Raw genomic sequence first — 24,727 nt, forward strand, 5'->3', positions numbered from 1 at the left:
CTGGCCGGTTTTTTGCGCAGCTAGAAAGTGGAAAAGCCGATGCCGAAGCGCCAAGATATCAAATCGATCCTCATCATCGGCGCGGGTCCGATCGTTATCGGCCAGGCATGCGAATTCGACTATTCCGGTACCCAGGCCTGCAAGGCGCTGAAGGAGGAAGGCTACCGCGTCATCCTCGTCAACTCAAACCCGGCAACGATCATGACCGACCCAGGTCTCGCCGACGCCACCTATGTCGAGCCGATCACCCCCGAAGTCGTCGCCAAGATCATCGCCAAGGAACGCCCGGACGCGCTGCTGCCAACCATGGGCGGCCAGACGGCGCTCAACACCGCGCTTTCCCTGAAGCGCATGGGCGTTCTCGACCGCTACAATGTCGAGATGATCGGCGCCAAGCCGGCCGCCATCGACAAGGCCGAAGACCGCGCCCTTTTCCGCGAAGCCATGGAGAAGATCGGCCTCGAAACCCCGCGCTCGATGCTGGCAAACGCCACCGACATCAAGGATGCCGACCGCAAGACGCATGAAGCCGAGCGCGCCAAGCTGCGCGAGAGCCTTTCCGGCCCCGATCTCGACAAGGCGCTCGACGAGCTGGAAAACCATTGGAACCTCGGCGAGACCGACCGCAAGCAGCGCTACATCAGCCACGCCATGGCGATTGCCGCCCAGGCGATCGACGTCGTCGGCCTGCCCGCCATCATCCGCCCGTCCTTCACCATGGGCGGCACCGGCGGCGGCATTGCCTATAACCGCTCGGAATTCTTCGAAATCATCGGCGGCGGCCTCGATGCCTCGCCAACCACCGAAGTGCTGATCGAGGAATCGGTTCTCGGCTGGAAGGAATATGAAATGGAAGTCGTCCGCGACAAGGCGGACAACTGCATCATCATCTGCTCGATCGAAAACATCGACCCGATGGGCGTCCACACCGGCGATTCAATCACCGTCGCACCGGCCCTGACGCTGACCGACAAAGAATACCAGATGATGCGCAACGCCTCGATCGCGGTTCTCCGCGAGATCGGCGTCGAAACCGGGGGCTCGAACGTTCAGTTCGCCGTCAACCCGAAGGACGGCCGCCTCGTCGTCATCGAAATGAACCCGCGCGTCTCGCGCTCCTCCGCTCTTGCTTCCAAGGCCACCGGCTTCCCGATCGCCAAGGTCGCCGCCAAGCTCGCCGTCGGCTACACGCTTGACGAACTCGACAACGACATCACCGGCGGCGCGACGCCGGCCTCCTTCGAACCGTCGATCGACTATGTCGTCACCAAGATCCCGCGCTTTGCCTTCGAAAAGTTCCCGGGCGCCTCGCCGATCCTGACGACGGCGATGAAGTCGGTCGGTGAAGTCATGGCGATCGGCCGCACCTTCGCGGAATCGCTGCAGAAGGCGCTGCGTGGCCTCGAGACCGGCCTGACTGGCCTCGACGAGATCGAGATCCCCGGCGTAGAGGAAGGCGAATCGAGCCAGAACGCCGTGCGCGCCGCCATCGGCACGCCGACGCCGGACCGCCTGCGCATGGTCGCCCAGGCGCTGCGCCAGGGCATGAGCCCGGAAGACGTCCACGAAGGCTGCAAGATCGATCCGTGGTTCATCGCTCAGTTCAAGGCGATCGTCGACACCGAAGCCCGCATCCGCGAGCACGGCCTGCCGCAGGATGCCGCAAACCTGCGCAGCCTGAAGGCCATGGGCTTCTCCGATGCCCGCCTCGCAACGCTATCAGGCAAGCGCCCGAAGGAAGTTGCCGAACTGCGCAACAGCCTGAACGTCCGCTCGGTCTTCAAGCGCATCGACACCTGCGCCGCAGAGTTCGCCTCACCGACCGCCTACATGTATTCGAGCTACGAGACGCCCTTCGTCGGCGCCGCGCGCTCCGAAGCCGAAGTCTCCGACCGCAAGAAGGTCGTCATCCTCGGCGGCGGTCCGAACCGTATCGGCCAGGGCATCGAGTTCGACTACTGCTGCTGCCATGCCGCCTTTGCTCTGCGCGACGCCGGCTATGAAGCGATCATGATCAACTGCAACCCGGAAACCGTGTCGACCGACTACGATACCTCCGATCGCCTCTACTTCGAGCCGCTGACGGCCGAAGACGTGATCGAGATCCTGCGCGCAGAACAGGAAAAGGGCGAAGTCGTCGGCGTTATCGTCCAGTTCGGCGGCCAGACCCCGCTGAAACTCGCCGAAGCGCTTGAGAAGAACGGCATTCCGATCCTCGGCACCGCGCCCGATATGATCGACCTCGCCGAAGACCGCGACCGCTTCCAGAAGCTGCTGATGAAGCTCGACCTCAACCAGCCGAACAACGGCATCGCTTACTCCGTCGAGCAGGCCCGCCTGGTCGCCACCGAAATCGGCTTCCCGCTGGTCGTGCGCCCGTCCTACGTTCTCGGCGGCCGCGCGATGCAGATCATCCACGCCGAAAGCCAGCTGCAGACCTACCTGCTGGACACCGTGCCGGAACTGGTCCCTGAAGACATCAAGCAGCGTTACCCGAACGACAAGACCGGCCAGATCAACACCCTGCTCGGCAAGAACCCGCTGCTCTTCGACAGCTATCTGTCGAACGCCATCGAGGTCGACGTCGATTGCCTCTCCGACGGCACCGACGCCTATGTCGCCGGCATCATGGAGCATATCGAGGAAGCCGGCATCCACTCCGGCGACTCTGCCTGCTCGCTGCCGCCGCGCACGCTGTCGGCGGAAATGCTCGACGAGCTCGAGCGTCAGGCAAAGGCGATGGCCAAGGCGCTCAACGTCGTCGGCCTGATGAACGTGCAGTTCGCCATCAAGGACGGCACCGTCTACGTGCTCGAAGTCAACCCGCGCGCCTCGCGCACGGTTCCCTTCGTCGCCAAGACCATCGGCGCGCCAATCGCCAAGATCGCCGCCCGCGCCATGGCCGGTGAAAAGCTCGACGCGACCTTCGCCGCCTACGGCGAAAAGCCGGATCCGCGCAACCTGAAGCACATCGCCGTCAAGGAAGCCGTCTTCCCCTTCGCCCGCTTCCCGGGCGTCGATACGCTTCTCGGCCCGGAAATGCGCTCGACCGGCGAAGTCATCGGCCTCGACACTGATTTCGCGCTGGCCTTCGCCAAGTCGCAGCTCGGCGCCAGTGTCGAACTGCCGCGTGACGGCACGGTCTTCGTCTCGGTGCGCGATGCCGACAAGCAGCGCGTCCTGCCGGCGATCCGCATTCTGGTCGGTGAAGGCTTCAAGGTTCTGGCAACCGGCGGCACCGCCCGCTTCCTCGGCGAAAACGGCATCGAGGCGACGAAGATCAACAAGGTTCTTGAGGGCCGTCCGCATATCGAGGACGCCATCCGCAACCGCCAGGTCCAGCTCGTCATCAACACCACCGACGGCAACAAGGCGATCTCGGACTCGAAGTCGCTCCGCCGCGCCACGCTGATGCAGAAGGTGCCCTACTACACGACGATGGCCGGCGCCGAAGCCGCCGCCCTCGCCATCAAGGCGCTCCGCGCCGGCAACCTCGAAGTCCGCCCGCTGCAGAGCTATTTCGCATAAGCATCACGGCCCGAAATTCTTAACGGGCTGTCTGCTATTCCTCGCCGCATGAAACATTGCGGCGGGGGAGCGCGCATGAGAAGCATAGCCATCCGGATCGTCAAAATCCTCGCCGGCATCGCCGGTGCGCTGATCGGCGTCGCACTTCTCGTGTTTGCCGGTTTCTACGCCGCATCGATCTGGCGCGAGAGCCTGCCGCCGGGCCGCAATGGCGAGCCCGGGCAATATCTTCAGGCCGATGGCCTCGACCTCCACTACAAGCAATGGGGACCACAGAGCGGTCAAGCGATCCTGCTGATCCCCGGCGCCATGGCATGGTCCGAAACCTGGGCGCCGATCGCCGAGCGACTGGGCGCGAATGGTTTTCGCGTCATCGCCCCCGACCTGCCGCCTTTCGGCTATTCCGAGCGCCCCGCTTCCGGCGACTATTCCCGGCAGGCGCAGGCACGCCGTATCCTCGCTTTCGCCGATGCTGCAGGCCTCCAGCAATTCGTGCTGCTCGGCCATTCCTTCGGCGGTGGCGCGACGATGGAGACCGCGCTGATCGCGCCGGATCGCATCGCCGGTCTCGTTCTCCTGGATGTTGCCCTCGGCCTTGGCCGCCCGCCCTCCAAGCCGCCGCTGGCACCGCTCTTTGCCGCCCCCGGACTGCCGGAAGCGATCATGGCCGCGACCTTCACCAATCCGCTGATGATCGGCAAAGGGCTGCGCGATTTCGTGGCCGATGACGATGCTGTCGCGACGCCGGAGCGCATCGAGGTCTACCGCCGCCCGCTCGTCGTCAAAGGCACGAGCCACGCCATTGCCGACTGGTTCGTCACCGGCCTCTTCGGCAACGAGGAAGCCTCCCGCGCCTTCAAGCCGGAAAGCTATCGAAGCTTCCAGAAACCGGCCTTGCTCGTCTGGGGCAAGGGAGACAGCGTCACCCCGCTGGCGCAGGGCGAAGAGATCGCCCGCCTGCTCCCCAATGCGCAACTCTCCGTCCTCGACGGCGTCAATCACATCCCGCAGATCGAGGCACCGGAAAAGACCGCCAGCCTGATTGCCGCCTTCGTCTCCTCGCTACAGGCACCGGGCAGCAACTAAGCGCGCTTCAGCTCAGCCAAGCTCTTCGGCGAGCCCGATCAGCAGGCCTTCCGGTCCTCTGATATAGCAGAGCTTGTAGACGTCCTGATAGCGAACCACCGCGCCCACCAGCTCGACGCCGCACCTGTGCAACCGCGTAAGCGTGTCATCGATATCATCGACGGTGAACATGGCGCGCAGATAGCCGAGCGCATTGACGGGCGCATTCCGGTGATCGGCGATCACCGCGGGCCGGATGAAGCGGGAAAGCTCGAGCCGGCTATGGCCGTCAGGCGTGCGCATCATGGCAATCTCGACATGCTGATCGCCGAGCCCGGTGACGCGCCCCGCCCATTCGCCTTCGATCGTCGCGCGCCCTTCGAGATCGAGCCCGAGTTCGCGAAAGAAATCGATCGCCACATCGAGGTCCTCGACGACGATCCCGATATTGTCCATCCGCTTGAGCACCATGCTTCCCGTCTCCTGATATGGTTCATCGAGAGGATATCCCTCACCGGCCAAAGGACGTTTCAGATGCCCCTTAGCCGACAGCGGCAGCAACTTTTTCGCCACCCATCGATCGGGGCTACCATTGAATCAGAAATTCAAGCAGCAGAATCACTTTGCGAAATCCGGCGCATAAGCGACTGAATCTCCACCATATCCTGCTGGAAAAGCGCCAGCTGCTCAGCCCTATCCCGCTCGTCCGGAAGCCGCAGCAGATAGGACGGATGCACGGTGACGAAGAGCAGCCGTCCATTGGGCATCCGCATCGCCTGCCCCCTGATGTCGGTCAGCCGGTGTTTCGTCTCGGTCAGCGCCGCCAGCGCCGTCGCCCCCATCGCCACCATGATCTTCGGCTTTATGAGATCGAGCTCCAGCTTCAGCCACCAGCGGCAATGCTGGACCTCGCCCATATTCGGGCGCTGATGGATGCGCCGCTTGCCGCGCGGCTCGTATTTGAAATGCTTGACGGCATTGGTGACATAGAGGCTCGAACGGTCGATCCCCGCGGCTTCGATCGCCTGATCGAAAACCTTGCCCGCCGGGCCGACGAACGGGCGTCCTGCCAGATCCTCCTGATCGCCCGGCTGCTCGCCGACGAAGACGATATCGGCATTCTCCGGTCCCTCGCCGAAGACCGTCTGCGTCGCCTTCTCGTGCAGCGGACAGCGGGTGCAGACGGCCGCCTGCTCCCGCAACGCCTCCAGCGTGCCGGCAGGTGCGGGCTCGGGTAGAGGCTGGCTTCTCGCCGCCTGCTGCAGCCGGTCGTGGAAAGGCTGCGGTGTCGTCGCCTGGCGCTTCGCCATCTCGATCACCCGGCTTTCGGCATTGGCGACCAGCCCCGGAATGAGCTCGGCTTCCGGCAGGTTCTTCCAGTATTTCTTCGGCATCTCGGCCTGCATCGCCTTCACCTTCAGCCGCGCCGGGTTGAAGATATTGGCGTAATAGGTCCGCCAGAGCATATCGGCATCATCGGTCAGATCCGGCTTTTCGCAGGGCTCGTGGCTGGTCGTCAGCTTCACCCCGTCCCAGCCGGCAGATCCCTTCGGCGTCAGGATGATCCAGTCCATGTCGTTGAACCGCCGCTGGAAGAACGGCGCCTTGCGCACGACGATATGGTGATCCGGCTCGAACCAGGCGAGGAACTTGCGCCGCCCGTTCATCGAGATGCCGCTGCCGACCTCCTTGAAGCGCACGAAGGCGGTCATTTTGTGTGCGTCGCGGCGCACGCTTTTTTCCATCAGCCGCGCCCGCGAAACATCCTCGTCCGAGACGATATCGAGCAGCTTCCTGTCCGATTGCAGCCGCCACAAGAGCGTATAGAGCAGCGTGAAACGAACGGGATCGGTGTGGCAGATGACGGCAGAGGCAAGGTCGATGAAGGCCTGCGGCACCGTCAACTGTGATTTGCCCGATGGCTGCGGCGGCAGAACATCCTCTTCCCAGAACAGCTGCTTGTCGCCGCCCTTCTCCCGCCACTCGATATCCCCGGGCGCAATACCGGCAGCGGCGAGCGAACGAGCGGCATCGCGCCACTCGGTAAAATCGCCCCTGCCCTGCAGCGCCACCTTCAGCATCAGAGCAACTGCAGCTGTTCGGGCTTCGGTTCGAACATGGCGCGCAGGTCCGGCCGGTCGATCAGCCGCTTCGGCGTCCAGCCCTCCGCCGTCACGAAGGCCTGCACCTTCTTGATCGACACGCCGAGCCGCGACAGGTCCTCGATGCGCAGCTTGCGGAACCGGCGACCGGACAGGATGCCCTTCACCGCCTTGGTTCCGAGGCCGGGCACGCGCAGCAGCAGCTCCTTGGCAGCATTGTTGATATCGACGGGAAACTGGTCGCGATGGCCGAGTGCCCAGGCAAGCTTCGGATCGAGATCGAGATCCAGCATGCCGCCCTCCTGCGTCGCGGTGATCTCGTCGATACCGAAGCCATAGAAACGATAGAGCCAGTCTGCCTGATAAAGCCGGTGCTCGCGCATCAGCGGCGGTTTGATCAGCGGCAGGTTCTTCGACGAATCCGGGATCGGGCTGAAGGCGGAATAATAGACACGCCGCAGCCCGTAGCTGCCGTAGAGCCGCGCGCTGGTACCGAGGATCGTCGCATCATTGGCGCCATCGGCCCCGACGATCATCTGCGTGCTCTGCCCCGCCGGCACGAAGCGCTTGCGCCGCTTGGTCTGCAGCGTCGGCTCGCCGGCCTCCTCGATCTTCAGCCGGAGATCGCCCATCGAGCGGCGAATGCTCGACGGCTTCTTCTCCGGCGCCAGCTGGGTAATGCCGCTGTCGGTCGGCAGCTCGATGTTCAGCGACAACCGGTCGGCATAAAGCCCCGCCTCCTCGATCAGATGCGCAGACGCCTCCGGGATCGATTTCAGATGGATGTAGCCGCGGAAATTATGGGTGACGCGCAGCTCGCGCACCACCCGCACCATCTCCTCCATCGTATGGTCGGAAGAGCGGATGATGCCGGAGGATAAAAACAGCCCCTCGATGTAATTGCGCCGGTAGAATTCCAGCGTCAGCCAGACCACCTCCTCTGGCGTGAAGCGGGCGCGCTCGACATTGCTCGACGAGCGGTTGATGCAGAAAGCACAATCATAGATGCAGAAATTGGTGAGCAGGATCTTCAGCAGAGAGATGCACCGTCCATCCGGCGCATAGGCATGGCAGATGCCGGATCCCTCGGTCGAGCCCAACCCGCCGCTGGCGCCCGAATCGCGCTTCGTCGTACCGCTGGAAGCGCAGGAAGCATCGTATTTCGCGGCATCCGAAAGGATGGCCAATCGTTCATTCAGCGACTTCTTCATAGGTTTGTTCACTATATGTTCTTTTGCTAAAAGTCAATGAAAGCCAGCGGATTTCTGCGCTAGATATCGCAACCATGAGCCGGGTCAGGAGCGCTGATACGAATTTTATGGAAATCGCCGGTAGCGATCTGCTATAAGCGAAGCAACTAGGATTGTTGGCACGGTTCCGAAGTTCTCTTCGGGACCTGTTTTCTTTTGTGTCACTGCCTACCTGTAGCGACACGAAGAATAAAGGACGGGAAAATGGTAGATAAGGTTCCGATGACGCAGGGTGGTTTCGTCAAGCTGCAGGAAGAACTGCGCTGGCGCCAGCAGGAAGAGCGTCCCCGCATCATCGAGGCGATCGCCGAAGCGCGCGCCCATGGCGACCTGTCGGAAAATGCAGAATACCATGCTGCCAAGGAAGCCCAGAGCCTCAACGAAGGCCGCATTGCCGAGCTCGAAGACCTGACGGCGCGCGCTGAAGTCATCGACCTCTCGAAGATGTCCGGCGACAAGATCAAGTTCGGCGCCAAGGTGAAGCTCGTCGACGAGGACACCGAGGAAGAAAAGACCTATCAGATCGTTGGCGACCAGGAAGCCGACGTGAAGGCCGGCCGCATCTCCATCTCTTCCCCGATCGCCCGCGCGCTGATCGGCAAGGAAGTCGGCGAATCCATCGAAGTCAACGCGCCCGGTGGTTCCAAGGCCTACGAAATCCTCCAGATTTCCTGGGGCTGATCATCCGTGGCGCCAGACAGCCGCCCCGCCCGCATCGATATCCGTGACGTCGAGATCATCGCGCCGAATTTCAAGCGGCGCCTCTCCGGCGTGACGTCGACGATCATCCAGCTGATTCCGGTTCAGCGGGCGCTCGGTCAGAAGATCGCAGCGCTCGGCCCCGGCCTGCCGGCAACTCTTCCGCATATCCGCTTCCGCGATCTCATCCATCTCTGGACGCCGCCGGTGGGCAAGAAGCACCGCGTCTGGCATGCGCGGCGCAATGTCGAGATGCTGCCGGCGATCCTCATGCGCGACATCCTGCGCATGAAGCTGAAAATCGTCTTCACCTCGGCCTCGCAGCGCAAGCATACCGGCTGGACCAAGTGGCTGATCTCGAAGATGGACGCCGTCATCGCCACCAGCAGCAAGACAGCCGCCTATCTGGATGTACCGAGCACCGTCATCCTGCACGGCATCGACACCGTCCGCTTCTCGCCGCCTGCAGATAAGGCGGCAGCAAAGGCGGCGGTCGGTCTCGATCCCACGAAGAACATCGCGGGCTGCTTCGGCCGCGTCCGCCATCAGAAGGGTACCGATCTCTTCGTCGACACGATGATCCGCCTCCTCCCGGACCGTCCGGACTGGATCGCCATCATCGCCGGCCGCGCCACCGCCAAGCACATCGATTTCGAAAACGGCCTGAAAGCCCGCGTCACCGCCGCCGGCCTGGCAGACCGCATCCTCTTCGTCGGCGAGCACACCAACATCAACGACTGGTACCGCGCCCTCGACCTCTTCATCGCCCCCCAGCGCTGGGAAGGCTTCGGCCTGACGCCGCTGGAAGCGATGTCAACGGGCGTACCCGTCATCGCGACGGATGTCGGGGCGTTTCCGGAATTGCTGGTGGATGACGGCAATGGCCCGCAGGGCATGATCGCCCGCGACAGTCTGGATGCGATGGCAGAAATGGCCGCCCGCTACATGGACGACACGACCGGCCGCGACACACTCGCCGACGCCGGTCTGGCGCATATCCTGGAAGACTTCCAGATCGACATGGAAGCAAAGCGGATCGCCGCGGTTTACCGCTCATGCAAGCATCCGCGTTGAACTTGTTGTCCAAGTCTGTATAGCAGCGGGATATTGTTTACCGCGCTTCCGAAATCACCTAAAAAGCGTGCATCAAGAACTCATAGTAGTACGCGCAGTTTGAAAGCGGATCGATGTCGAGGACCGAGCAGAATCTGAAGGTATATGTATCGGCGCTGACCCGCCAGCGGCCGGAAATGGTCAACGCCCTGCTCCGCTCCTGGGCCCAGATGCGGTTGCCTGAGCGCTGCGCCGTCACGTTTCTGATCGTCGAGAACGACAGCCGGCCGCTAACCCAAAACGTCGTTGAATCACACCGCCAGCACTTCACGCAAAGCGAACTGCACTACGTGCTTGAAACAGAGCCCGGCATCCCCTTCGGCAGAAACCGCGCCGCCAAGGAAGCGATTGCAGCCGACGCGCACCTTCTCCTCTTCGTCGATGATGACGAAGAAGTTGCCGAAGACTGGCTCGTCAAAATGATCGACGGCTATCGCAAGAGCAATGCCGTTCTGCTCGGCGCCCCACTCCGCGCACGGCCGCCGGCCGGCCATCTGACGTCCCTGCAACAGACGATGTACAAGAACGTCGAAGCGCGCTATGCGACCAAAGAGAGGCGCGCCGCCCGTCTGACGACCCTGAACTCCACCGAACGCGTTACCATTGTCACCAATAACTGGCTGGCGGAGCTTGCCGTTTTCAAGGACCATAATATCTGGTTCGATGAAGCCATGCGCTATACCGGCGGCACGGATTCGAAGCTCTACGCCGACGTGCGCAAGGCAGGCCTGACAACCGGCTGGGTAACAGACGCCTTCGTCTATGAGACGATCCCGCCGGAAAGGCTGAGTTTCTGGTACCAATACCGCCGGGCGCGGGATCAGTCGAATACCCATATCCGCCGCAAGAGCCAGACACTGGGCCGGTCTGCGATATTGGCGCTCGCCCCCGTGCCGATCAAGTCACTGTTTTTGGTGGGGCAGATCGTGGCTATCCCGGTTACCGCCGGGAAAACCATGCTGGATGCCGCGCGGACGATGGGGTGGATTTCCGGACGCATTGGATTCGTCGTTGGAAAAAAATCATCGCTCTATAGTAACGTGACAGGAGGCTGATTCAAAGCAAAGCACGTCAATCTCGTTTAATTACTTAATATTTTAAACCCAATTATTTATATTTCAAAGGGAGTCTGCGGGTGGTAGCTTCTCGCAACCCAAAGCCAATTCTCAGCGTTTTATTGACCAGTCATAACGGCGCCGACAAGTTGGCTACAACTTTGCCTGCACTAATTCGAGCTCTCGTCAAAATAGACAGCTACGAACTCATAATCATAGACAATGCTAGCTCAGACAACACCGCTAAGGTCGCGTCTGAAGCGGCTGACTGCGTTAATCCGATTGTTATTTCAGAGCCACGAAAAGGTAAATCGTATGCTTTAAACCGGGGCTTGGAGGCAGCGCGCGGCGGCCTCATTATATTCGTCGATGATGATATTCGGCCCGATGAAAACTGGCTGACCGCATTCTGTGAAGCGGCAACAAAATATCCTAAAAACAACTTGTTCGCAGGCCAGATTCGTCCGGACTGGCAAGCTCCACCGCCCGCTTGGCTACAGCATCTGACTGACACTGGTCGATCATTTGGTTGTACACCCATCGAGCATCTCGAAGGCCCCTGCGATTATACATTGGCGAAAGGTGCTAACCTTATGCTTCGAAGGTCGCCCGTGCTTGAGAACATGCGCTTCGATGAGGGGCCACAGAACTACGGGACACACTCGAATAAAGGAGCGCATGGAGGGGAAGACACAAAATTTGCATATGACATTTTAGGCAGCGATGACAATGAACTAATTTATATCCCCTCAGCAGTCGTATTTCATGCGATCAACAAAAAGGAAATGAGGCTTAGTTCGGTTCTAACAAGATACAAAAAAATAGGAAAATCCAGAGCTTACAGGCTCCACCTAATTGGGAAATCGGGAGATATTTCCGGATTAGGCAAAGTTTTGAGAAGATCTATTAAAGCGCTATTTTACGCATTGACAATGAATTCGAAAAAAGCAGCTCAAAACGGCGTTATGTCTGCGCGATTTCTTGGAGAATGGCTTGCCGATCGTCAAATAAGAAAAACAAAGAGATCCGGTGAGTTGACGAGCCCAATGTGCTTAGGGTTGCAAAAATAACATCGAGCTTCCGATCATTCATGCGGCGACGGACGGACACTCCACCCAAAACGCCAATCGCTGGGCGCTGCCTCGGCGGGCCGCACATCTGCAGCCGCTTAACTGGCGCGTACTACCCCCGTCAAACCTCAACCAGCCCCAGCCGCTTCACCTGGCGGATAGTCAGCATGGTCCTCACCGTATCGACATGCTCGTTCGCCGTCAGCACCTCGATCACGAAGTCCTGAAAGCGCGTCAGGTTCTCGGCGACGCAATGCAGCAGGAAGTCGCTGTCGCCGGAGACCATCCAGGCCTGGCGCACGAGCGGCCAGTTGGAGGTGGCGGCGGCGAAGGCCTTCAGGTTGGCTTCGGACTGGTGCTTGAGGCCGACCATGCAGAAGGCCACCAAGTCGAAGCCGAGCTTCGGGCTGTTCAGCATCGCGTGGTAGCCCTCGATGATGCCGGCTTCCTCGAGCTTGCGCACACGGCGCAGGCAGGGCGGCGCCGAGATGCCGACGCGGTCGGCGAGCTCGACATTGGTCATGCGGCCGTCCGCCTGCAGTTCCCGGAGGATCTTTATGTCGATGACATCGAGTTCGGCGCGCACCAAAGCCTTCGGCCTTTCTTTAATTCCGTCGCGCCAGCTTCTATATAAAGTGCGGCAATAGGCAAGAATGTTTCGCCCCTGCGATGGATTCTTGCACAGCCAAGCGCAATGCCTTGTTGGTAATGCAAGGCTGCCCTTGAATAAAAGCACTGGACGTTCATAAATGTGCGGGGAACGCCAAACGGCCTCATTCGCTCTTTAGTCGCTGCGTCCCGCCAGTCGAAAGGAAATTAAAGACATGTCCGCCCGCCACACGAAGGTGCTCATCATCGGCTCCGGTCCTGCCGGCTATACGGCTGCCGTCTATGCGGCGCGCGCGATGCTGAAGCCGGTGCTGATCGCAGGCATGGAGCAAGGCGGCCAGCTGATGATCACGACCGATGTCGAGAACTATCCGGGCTTTGCCGATCCGATTCAGGGCCCGTGGCTGATGGACCAGATGCTGCAGCAGGCAAAGCATGTCGGTGCCGAAATCGTCAACGACCTCGTCACCGAAGTCGAGATGAACCAGCGCCCCTTCGTGGCGCGCACCGATAGCGGCCAGGTGTGGACCGCCGATACGCTGATCATCGCCACCGGCGCCAAGGCGAAGTGGCTCGGCATCGAGAGCGAGCAGCATTTCCAGGGCTTCGGCGTTTCGGCCTGCGCCACCTGCGACGGCTTCTTCTATCGCAACAAGGACGTCATCGTCGTCGGCGGTGGCAACAGCGCCGTCGAGGAAGCGCTTTACCTCTCGAATATCGCCAAGTCGGTGACGGTCGTGCACCGCCGCGACAGCTTCCGTTCGGAAAAGATCCTGCAGGAACGCCTGTTCGCCAAGGAAAACGTCAAGATCCTCTGGAACACCGAGATTGCCGAAATCACCGGCACGCCGGCAAAGCCGCCGATGCCGCCGTCCGTCTCGGGCGTGCGTCTGCGCGACACCCGCACCGGCGCCATCTGCGAAAACACCATCGACGGCGTCTTCGTGGCCATCGGCCATGCGCCGGCCACCGAACTCTTCAAGGGCAAGCTGAAGCTCAAGGACAACGGCTATCTCTGGACCGCTCCCGACTCCACCGCCACAAGCGTAGAGGGTGTCTATGCTGCCGGTGACGTGACGGACGATACCTTCCGCCAGGCGATCACCGCCGCCGGCATGGGATGCATGGCCGCTCTCGAAGCCGAGCGTTATCTGACGGGCCACATGCCCGTCGCCGTGGCCGCGGAGTAAGCATGGCTATGAGGGGTGGGGGAATGCCATTGGATTGGGACAAGCTGCGTATCTTCCACGCAGCTGCCGAAGCGGGTTCGTTCACGCATGCGGCCGACAAGTTGCATCTGTCTCAATCCGCCATCAGCCGCCAGGTCAGCGCGCTGGAGCAGGATGTCGGCACCAAGCTGTTCCACCGCCATGCGCGCGGCCTGATCCTGACGGAACAGGGCGAACTGCTCTACCGCACCGCCCATGATGTGCTGCTGAAGCTCGAAACCGTGAAGATGCAGCTGACCGAGACGACGGAAACGCCGTCCGGCAAGCTGCGCGTCACGACGACGGTCGGTCTCGGCCAGGGCTGGCTGACGGACAAGATCCAGGAGTTCATGCAGCTCTACCCGGATGTGCAGATCCAGCTGATCCTCGACAACGAGGAAGTCGATGTGAACATGCGTCACGCCGATTGCGCCATCCGCCTGCGCCAGCCGCAGCAGTCCGACCTCATCCAGCGCAAGCTCTTCACCGTGCATATGCACGTCTATGCCGCGCCCTCCTATATCAACCGCTACGGCGAGCCGCAGACGGTGGAGGATCTCGACAATCACCGGATCATCACCTTCGGTGAGCCGGCGCCGAACTACCTGCTCGACGTCAACTGGCTGGAGATTGCCGGCCGCTCGTCGGACAACAAGCGCATTCCGCATCTGCAGATCAACAGCCAGACCTCGATCAAGCGCGCCTGCCTCCTCGGCATGGGCGTCGCCTGCATGCCGGACTATATCGTCGGCCGCGACCCGGGTCTGATCCAGCTGGCGATCAATGCCGATGTCCCCTCTTTCGATACTTATTTCTGCTATCCGGACGAGATCAAGAATGCCGCGAAGCTGAAGGCTTTCCGCGATTTCATCGTCACCAAGGCCAGAAACTGGAACTTCTGAGCGGGCTCGACAGACGCGAATTGTGGAATGAATTGCAGACTATGCAACCACTGCATGACTGACATGCACAAAAGAGGGGTTGCCGTTTGCACATTAAAACACCATATCGCACTTAGCTGATGCACATGGTGGCTTTTCCTCCCAGTTCCACCGCATTAGCTGTTCCCCTCTGGAGGTTTTTGACCTTCACACCTTAAAAGGGCCCCGAGCTTTCGGCGGCCCTCTTTTTTTGCCCAAATTCGCTGCGGCGCAGCATAATTTGTGCAGTGCATAGCAGGCATGCACAAAAATGCATTGCAACCTGCCCAATAAACCACCATATCGCACATAGCTGATGCATTTCGTGGTTCTCTCCCAGTGCCACCGCGTTAGCTGTTCCCCTCTGGAGGTTTATTGACCTTCACACCTTTAAAGGGCCCCGGCTTTCCGGTGGCCCTCTTTTTTTTGCTTAAAATTTAATCAGAGAAATATCGTGCAACGGCTCACACCGTCGCCTCTTGCATATCGACACGCAGCGATCCATATATCGAGAAAGTTCGATTTAAGGATCGAGAGCAGGCGATGGACAAGGACGAAATCCTCAAGGCACTTTCACATCCGACCCGGATGGAAATCCTCAACTGGCTGAAAAATCCGGAGGCGCATTTCGCCTCTCAGGAGCATCCGCTGGATATGGGCGTCTGCGCCAGCCAGTTCGAGCGCTGCGGACTGTCGCAGTCGACGGTCTCCTCGCATCTCGGCACGCTGCACCGCGCCGGTCTCGTCACCACGCGCCGTGTCGGCCAGTGGATTTTCTACAAGCGAAACGAAGAAACCATCGCTGCCTTCCTGAAGCAGCTCTCCCAGGATCTTTGATATGCCCCTCGCCCTCCTCGTTCTCGCCTTGAGCTCCTTTGCAATAGGCACCACGGAATTCGTCATCATGGGTCTGCTGCCGGAAGTGGCCGCCGACCTCTCCGTCACCATTCCGCAGGCCGGCTGGCTCGTCACCGGCTATGCGCTGGCCGTCGCGATCGGCGCGCCGGTCATGGCGGTCTCCACCGCCAAGCTGAAGCGGCGCACGGCGCTGATCGCGCTGATGGCCTTCTTCATCGCCGGCAACCTGCTCTGCGCCATCGCCCCGAATTACTGGGTGCTGATGTTTGCCCGCGTCGTCACCGCCCTTTGCCACGGCGCCTTCTTCGGCATCGGCTCGGTGGTTGCAGCCGGTCTCGTCAGTGAGGACCGCAAGGCCCGCGCCGTCGCTTTGATGTTCACCGGCCTGACGCTGGCAAACGTTCTCGGCGTCCCGCTCGGCACCGCGATCGGCCAGGCTTATGGCTGGCGCTCCACCTTCGCCGTCGTCACCGTTATCGGTATCGTCACCATCCTCGGCCTGATTGCCATCCTGCCGAAAGACAAGAACGAAACGCAGGGCAGCCTGCTTGCCGAAATCTCGGCGCTGCGCAACGGCCGCCTGTGGCTGGCGCTGTCGACCCGTCTTCTTCTCGGCCTCGATGTTCGCGCTCTTCACCTATATCGCGCCGCTGCTGCGCGATGTCACCGGCCTGTCGCCGAAGGGTGTCACCTGGACGCTGTTCCTGATCGGCCTCGGCCTCACCATCGGCAATCTGCTCGGCGGCAAGCTCGCCGACTGGAAGCTTGGCGTCACGCTGGCCGGCGTCTTTGCCGCGATCGCCGTCACCTCGGTGGTCTTCAGCTTCACCAGCCGCTTCTTCATCCCAGCGGAAATCACCCTGCTCGTCTGGGCGATCGCCACCTTTGCCGCCGTTCCCGCCCTGCAGGTCGGCGTCGTCAGCTTCGGCAAGGATGCACCGAACCTGGTCTCGACGATCAATATCGGCGCCTTCAACACCGGCAACGCGCTCGGCGCCTGGGCCGGAGGCATGGTGATCGCATCAGGCTTCGAGCTCACCCGCGTACCCCTGGCAGCCGCCCTCATGGCCATCATCGGCCTCGGCGCGACCGCCCTCACCTATCTTTCGGCCCGGGGCAAGACAGCCCCCGCCCCGGCCGCGTGATCCCCGCCAGAAAAGGAAAGACTTATGACCAAGCTTTTTGAACCGACACAGGTTGGCGACATCGCCGTCAAGAACCGCATCGTCATGGCCCCGCTGACCCGCAACCGCTCGCCGGGCGCCGTGCCGAACGACCTGAACGTCGAATATTACCGCCAGCGCGCCAGCGCCGGCCTGATCATCACCGAGGCAACCCCGATCACCCATCAGGGCCAGGGTTATGCCGACGTGCCTGGCCTCTACACGAAGGAAGCGCTCGATGGCTGGAAGCGCGTCACCGACGCCGTCCATGCCGGCGGCGGCAAGATCGTCGTCCAGATGTGGCATGTCGGCCGTATCTCGCACACCACGCTGCAGCCAAACGGCGGCAAGCCGGTCTCCTCGACCAACCGCGCCGCCAAGGGCAAGACCTACCTCGTCAATCCTGACGGCACCGGCACCTTCGCCGAGACTTCCGAGCCCCGCGCTCTGGAAACGTCCGAAATCCCCGGCATCATCGAGGACTATCGCAAGGCTGCCCGCGCTGCCATCGACGCCGGCTTCGACGGCGTGGAGATCCACGGCGCCAATGGCTACTTGCTCGACCAGTTCATGCGCGACGGCATCAACGACCGCACTGACCAGTATGGCGGCTCGATCGAAAACCGCACCCGCCTGACCTTCGAAGTCGTGGAAGCCGTCACCAGGGAAATCGGCGCCGGCCGCACCGCCATCCGCCTGTCGCCGGTCACGCCGTCGAACGACAGCTACGATTCGAACCCGCAGGCCGTCTTCACCCACGTGGTCGAGGGACTGGCGAAATACGATCTCGCCTATATCCATATCGTCGAAGGCCAGACCGGCGGCGAACGCGACTACAAGGGCGGCACCAACCCCTCCTTCGACTATGCAGCGCTGCGCGCCGCTTATGAAAAGGCCGGCGGCAAGGCAAGCTGGATGGTCAATAACGGCTACGACCGCGACATGGCGATCGCCGCCGCCGAAACCGGCCGCGCCGACCTCGTCGCCTTCGGCAAGCCCTTCATCGCCAACCCCGATCTCGTCGAGCGCCTGCAGAAGAACCTGCCCCTCAACGCCGGCGACCAGGCCACCTTCTACGGCGGCGGCGCCAAGGGCTACACGGACTACCCGCTGATCGACAAGGTCGCGTAAGGACTGAGTGGAAACTGAGAAATCCCGCCCAAGAGGCGGGATTTCTTTTTGGGGCAGTCCCACCACTTCCCTCAGTCATCCTCGGCCTCGTGCCGAGGATCTAACGACCCCCTACATCAACCGTTGCAGATGCTCGGGACAGGCCGGAGCATGGCGGCGGTCTATTCGAAGGCTCACCCCCTTCAAACCGACCCTCCCGCCCCCTACCTTCCACCCCATGTTCGAACCCTACCTCTCCCGCTGGTCCCTCACGCCCGACGGCCGCCCAATCGTCACCCATAGCAGCAAGCTTCTGCCCGTCCTCTGGCGCAGCAAGCCGGCCATGCTGAAGATGTCGGAGGACGAGGCGGAGCGGGCCGGTGGCGCGGTGCTGGATTGGTGGGATGGCAAGGGTGCGGCGCGCGTCTATGCCCATGACAGCCACGCCGTTCTGATGGAACGTTCGCTCAGTCCGCAGTCGCTGCTCAGGATGGCCCATGAGGGGCAGGACGACGCGGCGACGCGGATCATCTGCCGTACCGTCAACGCTCTCCACGACCCGCGTCAAAAGCCGCTGCCTGCGCTCATCCCGCTCGAACGATGGTTCCGCGAACTGGCGCCCGCGGCCGCGGCCCATGGCGGCACGCTTGCCGATTGCGATCGCGTCGCCAGGACGTTGCTGGCCGAGCCGCAGGCTACGGCCGTCCTCCACGGCGACATCCATCACAGCAATATCCTCGATTTCGGCGAGGACGGCTGGCTGGCGATCGATCCCAAGGGGCTCTACGGCGAGCGCGGCTTCGACTTCGCCAACACCTTTGCCAACGAGGACCTGGCGACGATCGCCGCCCCCGGCCGCCTGCAGCGGCAACTGCCGATCGTCTCGGCGGAAACCGGACTTGAGCCTCGGCGTCTGCTGCAATGGATCGTCGCCTATTCCGGCCTGTCGGCCGCCTGGTTTATGGGCGACGGCTCGACGGAGAGCGCCGATCTGCAGCTGGCGGTCGCCCGCATCGCGCTTGGCGAACTCGGCTAGCCCACGATCGCCTCGCGATTGGTGAGCAGTCCCGCGGTCTTCGGCAGGCAGCCGAGCGCCACCAGCGAAGCACGCACGGCTTCATCGATCGGCGTCTGCGGCTCGCGACCGAGCTCGGCCGCCAGCTTGGTATTGGACATGCGCAGCGGCTCCTTCCAGAGATAGCGCATCTCCTTGACCTCCCGCATGACGGTGATGAAGGGTGCCGCCAGCGGCACGATCCACCAGGGAAAGGCGCCGATCTTTGCCCGGCCGCCCGAAACCCTACGGATCGCCTCGGCCATCTGGCGGCCGTCGCGATCCCAGAAGCCATCCATGTGATAGACGGCGAAGTCCGGCAGCGAGGAAGCCCGCTCGATGAGCTCGGCCATCGTCTCGGCCACATCGGGAAGATAGGCCCATTGATGACCAATGCCATCGCGTGCCGGGTTCTTCAGCGTCCGGACCGGCTTGCCCGACGTGACGATCTGCGAGAACCAGCTGTTGCCGGTCGTGCCCGGGCCGAAGAAATCACCGGCGCGGACGATGATCACACCGGTCCCCTGCTCCGCCGCCCGCTTCAGCCGCTTCTCCATCTCCACGCGGATCGCTCCCTTCTTCGTCACCGGTTTCTGCGGGCTGTCTTCGCGGAGGACAGGAAAGGCATCCGGCCCGAAATTATAGACCGTCCCCGGCAGGACGATGCGGGCGCCAACCGAGCACGCCGCCGCGATCGTATTGTCGAGCATCGGCAGCACCAGCTTTTCCCAGTCGCGATAACCCGGCGGGTTCACCGCATGTACGATCAGCGCCGTGCCCTCCGCCGCCGCGCGGACATCGCCCGCATCCATCGCATCGCCTTGCACCCATCCGATTTCAGGCATGCGCTGCGATGCAGCCTTCGCATTGCGGTTCAGCGCCCGCACCTGCCATCCGCGCTGCATCAGCTTGCGGGCAACGGCGCCGCCGATACCGCCCGTGGCGCCAAGAACGAGAGCTGTCTTCCGATCCTCTGTCATCTCAATCTCCTTGATGATGACGCGATCATGCGCCCGTCGCGCGATAAACGAAATTGACGAAATACGTGCATCATCTATACATAAATCAATGAGCAACGAACCAAGCTGGGATCTCTACCGCACCTTTCTGACCGTGCTGGCGCATGGCTCGCTTTCGGCCGCCGCGCGTGAGCTCGGCCTGACCCAGCCGACCATCGGCCGCCATATCGACGCGCTCGAACAAGCCGTCGGCGCCGAGCTCTTCACACGCTCGCAAAGCGGCCTGCTGCCGACGGACGCCGCACAATTGCTCGCGCCCTTCGCGCAGACCATGGCCGCAAGCTCCTCGGCCCTCTTGCGCGCCGCCTCCGGCCATCGCGACCGGATCGACGGAACGGTGAGGATCAGCGCCAGCGAAGTGATCGCCGTCGAGGTCCTGCCGCCGATCCTCGCCGCGCTTCAGGACCACCACCCCGCGCTCGAGATCGAGCTCTCGGCCTCCGATACTGTCGAGGACCTGCTCAATCGCGAGGCCGATATCGCCGTACGGATGATGGAGCCGCAGCAGGACGCGCTCGTCGTCAGGCGGATCGGCGACATCCCGATCGGCTGCTACGCCCATCACGCCTATCTGGAAAAGCACGGCACGCCGCAGACGCTGGAAGATATCGAGACGCATCGCCTGATCGGCTTCGACCGGCAGACCGCCTATGTGCGCACGATGGTGAAACGCTTCCCGGTGGCCGAAGGCATCGCCTTCTCGCTGCGCACCGACAGCTATCTCGCGCAGCTCGCCGCCATCCGCGCCGGCGCCGGCATCGGCATGTGTCAGACGGGTCTTGGGGATGCCGATCCGAACCTCAGGCGTGTTCTTCCCGGCGTCATGGACATGCATATCGGCACATGGGTGGCCATGCATGAAAATCTGAAGACGTCGCCGCGCTGCCGCGTGGCCTTTGATGCCTTGGTCGAGGGTTTGAAGCTTTATCTGGACAGCTGTTCCAGCACGCGCGCCCGGTGACGCGCGGTCAGATATTGGATCGGAGCGAACTCAGGCGCCGGGCGATGCCTCGGCCCCAGGGCTTTTTCTGAACAGGCCGTCGACCACTTCGGTCTCCGGACGATCGCCGCCCTCGGCATATTCCTCGTGCCACTTGCCCTTGTCGTCCTGCCAGCTGATCTCGGCGGAATCGCCGCCGACCTGCTGCTCGGCAGCAACGATGCGCGCAGCTTCCAGCGCTTCTGCATGTGACGGGAAGGCCTCGGAATAGACATTGCCCAGGCGGTACGCCCAGCCTCCGTCATGCGGCACAACCTCATAAACCACCTTGACCATGCACCTCTCCTCTTTGTTTTCTTGGACGCGGCGAAAAGCTTCCGGAGATCAATCCGGCGGATCGCGGGCGATGAAACAAGATACGAGGCACGCCGCGATGTCTGTCCGGCTGACCGATTTGGGCAGTATTCCATTAAATCGGGCATAGCGCAAATTTGGCGTGCAATGGCCCCGGCTTGATTAGCGATATCATCGGCTTAGATTGTTCTGGTGAATCAATTCTGGAGCGTAGCGTGACCCTCGCCGCACGACTGAGAGACGAAAAATTCCTGGTCATCGCGGTGATCGTAGCGGCAGTGGCCTATGGCTTGGAGCACAGCATCCTGGAAATGGGCCGCGGTGCGGCGCTGATCGCCGCGGCAGCCCTCGTCGGCACCATCGTGCTCGCCTCCATCCGCGTCGCTCACCACGCCGAGATCCTTGCCGTCAAGGTCGGCGATCCCTATGGCACGATGATCCTGACGCTGTCTGCCGTCCTCGTCGAGGTCATCATCCTCGCGATCATGATGGCCGGCGAAAGCTCGCCGACGCTGGTGCGTGACACGATCTATTCGGCGCTGATGCTGGATATCAACGGCATTCTCGGCCTCGCCGCCCTGCTCGGCGGCCTCAAGCACGGCGAGCAACCCTATAACGACAATTCCGGTAAGACCTATGGCGTCATGATCCTGACGGCGATCGGCATTTCGATGATCGTTCCCGAATTCGTGCCCGACGACAAATGGCACTATTATTCCGGCTTCACGATCATCGCCATGATCGCGCTCTACGGCCTCTTCCTGCGCATGCAGGTCGGCCAGCACAGCTATTTCTTCAGCTACAGTTATCCGCGCACCGAACGGAAGACGGCAACGCCCGACGAGCCCCACGCCGACGAACCGGCCTCCGCCTCGATCGCGACAATCCTGATCGGCGTCGTCATCATTGGCGCGCTCGCCGAATTCATGTCGGCCTTCATGACAGAGGGCCTGCGCGATACCGGCGCCCCGATCGCGCTCACCGCCATCGTCGTTGCCGCGATCTCCGCCGCCCCCGAAATTCTGACGGCATTGCGCGCTGCCCTGAAGAACCGCATGCAGGCAACGGTTAACATCGCCATGGGCGCCTCGCTGTCGACGGTGATCCTGACGGTCCCCGTCATGGAGGCCATCGCCCTCTACACTGGCCAGCCCTTCGTCATGGCCATGACCCCGGTCCAGACAGTGATGGTCGCTATCACCCTCATCGCCGCCGCCATCAACCTCAACGACGGCGAAACCAACGCCATAGAGGGGATGACACATTTCATTCTGTTCGCAACGTTCCTGATGCTGTCGGCGCTGGGGCTATAAACTCACTCGTCGATGCGATCGGACAACCTGACCGCAGCATCTCGCAGTGAAGGAAGATGCTGAGCAACCACAGCCCAGATTATATCATCAGCTATCCGGTGGTATTCGTGCCGCAGAATGTTTCCGATGCCCCGGATCTGCTTCCACGGAATATCCCGCTCGCTCGCGATCAAATCATCCGGCAGATGACGGCTGGCTTCCGAGATAATTTCCAGCGCCCGTTGCGTCGCCAGTCGCAATAGCCAATCGGCCTTGAAATCATCGAGCGACTTGCCGTCCGTGGCAGCCTTCACCCCGTCTATGGTTTCGATGATCTCGGCGAGAACCGGCTTCAGCTTCCTCGCCATCAAAAGACCCGGATGGCGTTCTGCTCGATATCAGCCTTCAGCATCGGATGCAGGCTGTCGCGGGTCGTGACGTCGACCTCCACGTCGAGCTTGTCCTCGAGAAACTGCTTGATGGCGACCAAATCGAGAAGCGAGAAATGCGAGCCGGCTTCATGGTCGATGAAAATATCGAGGTCGCTATCGGGAGTCGGCTCATCGCGGGCCACCGAGCCGAAAAGATAAAGCCCCGTCGCGCCCATGCCGCGAACGGCATCGGAATGCTCCTTCAAGCTTTCGAGCGCTTCTCTTCTATCCATGAGCGAAAAGCTAACACATGCGCTCGCCGATCTCCACAGCCGCCCACCCAAACAAAAAGCCCGCCGTCTCCGGCGGGCTTCGATATTCCAACTAAAACTATCGCTTACTTGCAAGCGCCGCAGAAGCGCTGGATGCGGCGGCAAGCTTCTTCCAGCAGGTCTTCGGAGGTTGCATAGGAGATGCGGAAGTTCGGGCCGAGGCCGAAGGCCGAGCCGTGGACGACGGCAACGCCTTCGCTTTCCAGCAACTCGGTGACAAAGTCTTCGTCGGTTTCGATGACCTTGCCGGACGGTGCGGTCTTGCCGATCAGGCCCTTGCAGGACGGATAGACGTAGAAGGCGCCTTCAGGAACCGGGCAGGAAATGCCCTTGGCCTGGTTGAGCATCGAGACGACGAGATCGCGGCGTCCTTCGAAGATTTTCTTGTTGGCCGGGATGAAGTCCTGCGGGCCGTTCAGTGCTTCGACGGCGGCCCACTGGGCAATCGAGGTCGTGCCCGAGGTCTGCTGGCCCTGGATCATGTCCATCGCCTTGATCAGCTGCAGCGGGCCGGCTGCGTAGCCGATACGCCAGCCGGTCATGGCATAGGCCTTGGAGACGCCGTTCATCGTCAGCGTACGGTCGTAGAGCGACGGCTCGACTTCGACAGGCGTCGCGAACTTGAAGTCGCCATAGGTCAGATGCTCGTACATGTCGTCGGTCAGAACCCAGACATGTGGATGCTTGACGAGAACGTCGGTCAGCGCCTTGAGTTCGTCATGCGTATAGGCAGCGCCCGACGGGTTAGACGGCGAGTTGAACATGAACCACTTGGTCTTCGGCGTGATTGCCTTTTCGAGGTCGGCGGCCTGGAGCTTGAAGTTGTTCTCCTGGGTCGTCGCGACGAAGACGGGCGTGCCGCCGCAAAGCGCTACGATCTCGGGATAGGACACCCAGTAAGGCGTCGGGATGACGACTTCGTCGCCGGCGTTCAGCGTCGCCATGAAGGCGTTGAAGAGGATGTGCTTGCCGCCGGTGCCGACGATCGTCTGCTCCCACGTATAGTCGAGATTGTTCTCGCGCTTGAACTTCGCGGCAATCGCCTTGCGCAGTTCCGGGATACCGGAGATCGGCGTGTACTTCGTCTCGCCGCGGCGGATCGCGTCGATCGCCGCTTCCTTGATATTGTCAGGCGTATCGAAATCCGGTTCGCCAGCGCCGAGGCCGATCACGTCGCGTCCTTTGGCTTTCAGCTCGCGCGCTTTCTGAGCGACTGCGATGGTGGCTGAAGGCTTCACACGGGAAAGAGCATCGGCAAGGAAGGCCATGATATCGGTCCTATACGGTTGAAAGGGGCAGAAAGCCGGGACCGGAATTCTGCGCTAAGGTCTATGTCCAATGTAGACAGGCATTTCAAGGGCAAAGGCGCGATGGCGCCGATGATTCTTATTGATCAATTGCCGCACCTGAAAGCCGTGCCGGAATCGTCTTTGCAGCGATGCACTGAATCACTTTGCGAAGAACTTGAATCGATTTCTGAAGAGATCCGGATTTACCCCTTAAAATCAGAAACTTCCACGTTTCGGGCCTTTGCCGCAAATAAGCCGCAACAAATGCCGCGGCACGCCGCAATTCGGTCGTGAGCCCGCCGGGATCGAAGCCTCAATCTGGATCA

The 24,727-nt window shown here is 61.5% G+C and carries 23 protein-coding genes and 1 pseudogene; 15 read left to right on the plus strand and 9 right to left on the minus strand.

Going from position 1 to position 24,727, the window contains the following annotated elements; all coding sequences use genetic code 11:
• Window positions 1-39: 39 nt before the first annotated feature.
• Together carB and ACODR6_RS15325 are read left to right on the plus strand one after the other, a co-directional pair.
• Window positions 40-3,528 (plus strand): carbamoyl-phosphate synthase large subunit, encoded by a 3,489-nt coding sequence (carB, locus tag ACODR6_RS15320; protein ID WP_489022836.1) that lies wholly within the window; start codon window positions 40-42, stop codon window positions 3,526-3,528.
• 75 nt (window positions 3,529-3,603) lie between these two features.
• On the plus strand, window positions 3,604-4,614 hold the full coding sequence (locus ACODR6_RS15325; protein ID WP_489022837.1) for an alpha/beta fold hydrolase: 1,011 nt from the start codon (window positions 3,604-3,606) through the stop codon (window positions 4,612-4,614).
• A 12-nt stretch (window positions 4,615-4,626) separates the two neighbouring features.
• Here ACODR6_RS15325 and ACODR6_RS15330 read toward each other — a convergent pair whose 3' ends face one another.
• The 3 genes from ACODR6_RS15330 to ACODR6_RS15340 form a co-directional block, all read right to left on the minus strand.
• The gene (locus ACODR6_RS15330) at window positions 4,627-5,064 is read right to left on the minus strand and encodes a VOC family protein (protein WP_203428472.1); all 438 of its coding nucleotides are present in this window, start codon (window positions 5,062-5,064) and stop codon (window positions 4,627-4,629) included.
• Window positions 5,065-5,198: 134 nt separating this feature from the next.
• Window positions 5,199-6,674: a UdgX family uracil-DNA binding protein gene (locus tag ACODR6_RS15335; RefSeq protein ID WP_489022838.1), complete on the minus strand. Its 1,476-nt coding sequence runs from the start codon at window positions 6,672-6,674 to the stop codon at window positions 5,199-5,201.
• Window positions 6,674-7,906 carry a putative DNA modification/repair radical SAM protein gene (locus tag ACODR6_RS15340; protein ID WP_203428470.1) on the minus strand — a complete coding sequence of 411 codons (1,233 nt, stop codon included), beginning with the start codon at window positions 7,904-7,906 and terminating at the stop codon, window positions 6,674-6,676. The genes ACODR6_RS15335 and ACODR6_RS15340 overlap by 1 nt, the downstream gene beginning before the upstream one ends.
• Window positions 7,907-8,149: 243 nt before the next feature.
• On the opposite strand from ACODR6_RS15340, the gene greA reads away from it, so the two are divergent.
• The 4 genes from greA to ACODR6_RS15360 all read left to right on the plus strand — a co-directional run bounded on the left by greA (window position 8,150) and on the right by ACODR6_RS15360 (window position 11,882).
• Entirely contained in the window at window positions 8,150-8,626 is a 477-nt protein-coding gene (greA, locus tag ACODR6_RS15345; protein ID WP_112715701.1) for a transcription elongation factor GreA, read from the plus strand.
• A gap of 6 nt (window positions 8,627-8,632) precedes the next feature.
• Window positions 8,633-9,718 (plus strand): glycosyltransferase family 4 protein, encoded by a 1,086-nt coding sequence (locus tag ACODR6_RS15350; protein ID WP_489022839.1) that lies wholly within the window; start codon window positions 8,633-8,635, stop codon window positions 9,716-9,718.
• Between the two features lie 113 nt (window positions 9,719-9,831).
• Window positions 9,832-10,812, plus strand: a complete 981-nt coding sequence (locus tag ACODR6_RS15355; RefSeq protein WP_489022840.1) for a glycosyltransferase family 2 protein — start codon at window positions 9,832-9,834, stop codon at window positions 10,810-10,812.
• 80 nt (window positions 10,813-10,892) lie between these two features.
• Window positions 10,893-11,882, plus strand: coding sequence for a glycosyltransferase (locus ACODR6_RS15360; protein WP_489022841.1), 990 nt, complete (start codon window positions 10,893-10,895; stop codon window positions 11,880-11,882).
• 121 nt (window positions 11,883-12,003) lie between these two features.
• Here the strand turns inward: ACODR6_RS15360 and ACODR6_RS15365 are convergent, their stop codons facing one another.
• Window positions 12,004-12,471: an Lrp/AsnC family transcriptional regulator gene (locus ACODR6_RS15365; RefSeq protein ID WP_112715709.1), complete on the minus strand. Its 468-nt coding sequence runs from the start codon at window positions 12,469-12,471 to the stop codon at window positions 12,004-12,006.
• Window positions 12,472-12,706: 235 nt separating this feature from the next.
• Between ACODR6_RS15365 and trxB the strand changes: the two genes are divergently transcribed.
• The 6 genes and pseudogenes from trxB to ACODR6_RS15395 all read left to right on the plus strand — a co-directional run bounded on the left by trxB (window position 12,707) and on the right by ACODR6_RS15395 (window position 18,786).
• On the plus strand, window positions 12,707-13,681 hold the full coding sequence (gene trxB / locus ACODR6_RS15370) for a thioredoxin-disulfide reductase (RefSeq protein WP_489022842.1): 975 nt from the start codon (window positions 12,707-12,709) through the stop codon (window positions 13,679-13,681).
• A 23-nt stretch (window positions 13,682-13,704) separates the two neighbouring features.
• The gene (locus ACODR6_RS15375; RefSeq protein WP_112386304.1) at window positions 13,705-14,601 is read left to right on the plus strand and encodes a LysR family transcriptional regulator VtlR; all 897 of its coding nucleotides are present in this window, start codon (window positions 13,705-13,707) and stop codon (window positions 14,599-14,601) included.
• Window positions 14,602-15,162: 561 nt separating this feature from the next.
• A complete protein-coding gene (locus ACODR6_RS15380; RefSeq protein ID WP_112715713.1) occupies window positions 15,163-15,456 on the plus strand; it encodes an ArsR/SmtB family transcription factor in 294 nt (97 codons plus the stop codon).
• A 1-nt stretch (window position 15,457) separates the two neighbouring features.
• Window positions 15,458-16,622 (plus strand): annotated as a pseudogene (locus ACODR6_RS15385) (MFS transporter).
• A gap of 24 nt (window positions 16,623-16,646) precedes the next feature.
• A complete protein-coding gene (locus tag ACODR6_RS15390; RefSeq protein ID WP_413709889.1) occupies window positions 16,647-17,771 on the plus strand; it encodes an alkene reductase in 1,125 nt (374 codons plus the stop codon).
• Between the two features lie 217 nt (window positions 17,772-17,988).
• Window positions 17,989-18,786, plus strand: coding sequence for an aminoglycoside phosphotransferase family protein (locus ACODR6_RS15395; RefSeq protein WP_489022843.1), 798 nt, complete (start codon window positions 17,989-17,991; stop codon window positions 18,784-18,786).
• On the opposite strand, the gene ACODR6_RS15400 is transcribed toward ACODR6_RS15395, so the two are convergent.
• Window positions 18,783-19,784, minus strand: a complete 1,002-nt coding sequence (locus ACODR6_RS15400; RefSeq protein WP_489022844.1) for an SDR family NAD(P)-dependent oxidoreductase — start codon at window positions 19,782-19,784, stop codon at window positions 18,783-18,785. The two genes, ACODR6_RS15395 and ACODR6_RS15400, sit on opposite strands and share 4 nt — an antisense overlap.
• 88 nt (window positions 19,785-19,872) lie before the next feature.
• Between ACODR6_RS15400 and ACODR6_RS15405 the strand changes: the two genes are divergently transcribed.
• Window positions 19,873-20,784, plus strand: a complete 912-nt coding sequence (locus ACODR6_RS15405) for a LysR family transcriptional regulator (RefSeq protein ID WP_489022845.1) — start codon at window positions 19,873-19,875, stop codon at window positions 20,782-20,784.
• 30 nt (window positions 20,785-20,814) lie between these two features.
• Here ACODR6_RS15405 and ACODR6_RS15410 read toward each other — a convergent pair whose 3' ends face one another.
• Window positions 20,815-21,099 (minus strand): DUF2188 domain-containing protein, encoded by a 285-nt coding sequence (locus ACODR6_RS15410; protein WP_112719298.1) that lies wholly within the window; start codon window positions 21,097-21,099, stop codon window positions 20,815-20,817.
• Between the two features lie 233 nt (window positions 21,100-21,332).
• Here ACODR6_RS15410 and ACODR6_RS15415 point away from each other — a divergent pair, with 233 nt between their 5' ends.
• Window positions 21,333-22,430 (plus strand): calcium:cation antiporter, encoded by a 1,098-nt coding sequence (locus ACODR6_RS15415; protein WP_489022846.1) that lies wholly within the window; start codon window positions 21,333-21,335, stop codon window positions 22,428-22,430.
• Between the two features lie 2 nt (window positions 22,431-22,432).
• Here the strand turns inward: ACODR6_RS15415 and ACODR6_RS15420 are convergent, their stop codons facing one another.
• From ACODR6_RS15420 to ACODR6_RS15430, 3 genes are all read right to left on the minus strand, one after another.
• Window positions 22,433-22,777: a HepT-like ribonuclease domain-containing protein gene (locus ACODR6_RS15420; protein ID WP_489022847.1), complete on the minus strand. Its 345-nt coding sequence runs from the start codon at window positions 22,775-22,777 to the stop codon at window positions 22,433-22,435.
• A complete protein-coding gene (locus ACODR6_RS15425; RefSeq protein WP_489022848.1) occupies window positions 22,777-23,073 on the minus strand; it encodes a nucleotidyltransferase family protein in 297 nt (98 codons plus the stop codon). The genes ACODR6_RS15420 and ACODR6_RS15425 overlap by 1 nt, the downstream gene beginning before the upstream one ends.
• Before the next feature lie 104 nt (window positions 23,074-23,177).
• Window positions 23,178-24,380, minus strand: coding sequence for a pyridoxal phosphate-dependent aminotransferase (locus tag ACODR6_RS15430; protein ID WP_112719302.1), 1,203 nt, complete (start codon window positions 24,378-24,380; stop codon window positions 23,178-23,180).
• Window positions 24,381-24,443: 63 nt separating this feature from the next.
• Between ACODR6_RS15430 and ACODR6_RS15435 the strand changes: the two genes are divergently transcribed.
• Window positions 24,444-24,695: a hypothetical protein gene (locus tag ACODR6_RS15435; protein ID WP_489022849.1), complete on the plus strand. Its 252-nt coding sequence runs from the start codon at window positions 24,444-24,446 to the stop codon at window positions 24,693-24,695.
• The last annotated feature ends 32 nt before the right edge of the window (window positions 24,696-24,727 follow it).

It is taken from the genome of Rhizobium sp. FG96 (assembly GCF_057808655.1).

What these genes read in the sequence shown, in the direction of transcription:
- carB (WP_489022836.1), top strand. Translation starts at nt 40, where the DNA reads ATGCCGAAGCGCCAAGATATCAAATCGATCCTCATCATCGGCGCGGGT.
- ACODR6_RS15325 (WP_489022837.1), top strand. Translation starts at nt 3,604, where the DNA reads ATGAGAAGCATAGCCATCCGGATCGTCAAAATCCTCGCCGGCATCGCC.
- ACODR6_RS15330 (WP_203428472.1), bottom strand. Translation starts at nt 5,064, where the DNA reads ATGGTGCTCAAGCGGATGGACAATATCGGGATCGTCGTCGAGGACCTC.
- ACODR6_RS15335 (WP_489022838.1), bottom strand. Translation starts at nt 6,674, where the DNA reads ATGCTGAAGGTGGCGCTGCAGGGCAGGGGCGATTTTACCGAGTGGCGC.
- ACODR6_RS15340 (WP_203428470.1), bottom strand. Translation starts at nt 7,906, where the DNA reads ATGAAGAAGTCGCTGAATGAACGATTGGCCATCCTTTCGGATGCCGCG.
- greA (WP_112715701.1), top strand. Translation starts at nt 8,150, where the DNA reads ATGGTAGATAAGGTTCCGATGACGCAGGGTGGTTTCGTCAAGCTGCAG.
- ACODR6_RS15355 (WP_489022840.1), top strand. Translation starts at nt 9,832, where the DNA reads ATGTCGAGGACCGAGCAGAATCTGAAGGTATATGTATCGGCGCTGACC.
- trxB (WP_489022842.1), top strand. Translation starts at nt 12,707, where the DNA reads ATGTCCGCCCGCCACACGAAGGTGCTCATCATCGGCTCCGGTCCTGCC.
- ACODR6_RS15375 (WP_112386304.1), top strand. Translation starts at nt 13,705, where the DNA reads ATGCCATTGGATTGGGACAAGCTGCGTATCTTCCACGCAGCTGCCGAA.
- ACODR6_RS15380 (WP_112715713.1), top strand. Translation starts at nt 15,163, where the DNA reads ATGGACAAGGACGAAATCCTCAAGGCACTTTCACATCCGACCCGGATG.
- ACODR6_RS15390 (WP_413709889.1), top strand. Translation starts at nt 16,647, where the DNA reads ATGACCAAGCTTTTTGAACCGACACAGGTTGGCGACATCGCCGTCAAG.
- ACODR6_RS15395 (WP_489022843.1), top strand. Translation starts at nt 17,989, where the DNA reads ATGTTCGAACCCTACCTCTCCCGCTGGTCCCTCACGCCCGACGGCCGC.
- ACODR6_RS15400 (WP_489022844.1), bottom strand. Translation starts at nt 19,784, where the DNA reads ATGACAGAGGATCGGAAGACAGCTCTCGTTCTTGGCGCCACGGGCGGT.
- ACODR6_RS15405 (WP_489022845.1), top strand. Translation starts at nt 19,873, where the DNA reads ATGAGCAACGAACCAAGCTGGGATCTCTACCGCACCTTTCTGACCGTG.
- ACODR6_RS15410 (WP_112719298.1), bottom strand. Translation starts at nt 21,099, where the DNA reads ATGGTCAAGGTGGTTTATGAGGTTGTGCCGCATGACGGAGGCTGGGCG.
- ACODR6_RS15420 (WP_489022847.1), bottom strand. Translation starts at nt 22,777, where the DNA reads ATGGCGAGGAAGCTGAAGCCGGTTCTCGCCGAGATCATCGAAACCATA.
- ACODR6_RS15425 (WP_489022848.1), bottom strand. Translation starts at nt 23,073, where the DNA reads ATGGATAGAAGAGAAGCGCTCGAAAGCTTGAAGGAGCATTCCGATGCC.
- ACODR6_RS15430 (WP_112719302.1), bottom strand. Translation starts at nt 24,380, where the DNA reads ATGGCCTTCCTTGCCGATGCTCTTTCCCGTGTGAAGCCTTCAGCCACC.
- ACODR6_RS15435 (WP_489022849.1), top strand. Translation starts at nt 24,444, where the DNA reads ATGTCCAATGTAGACAGGCATTTCAAGGGCAAAGGCGCGATGGCGCCG.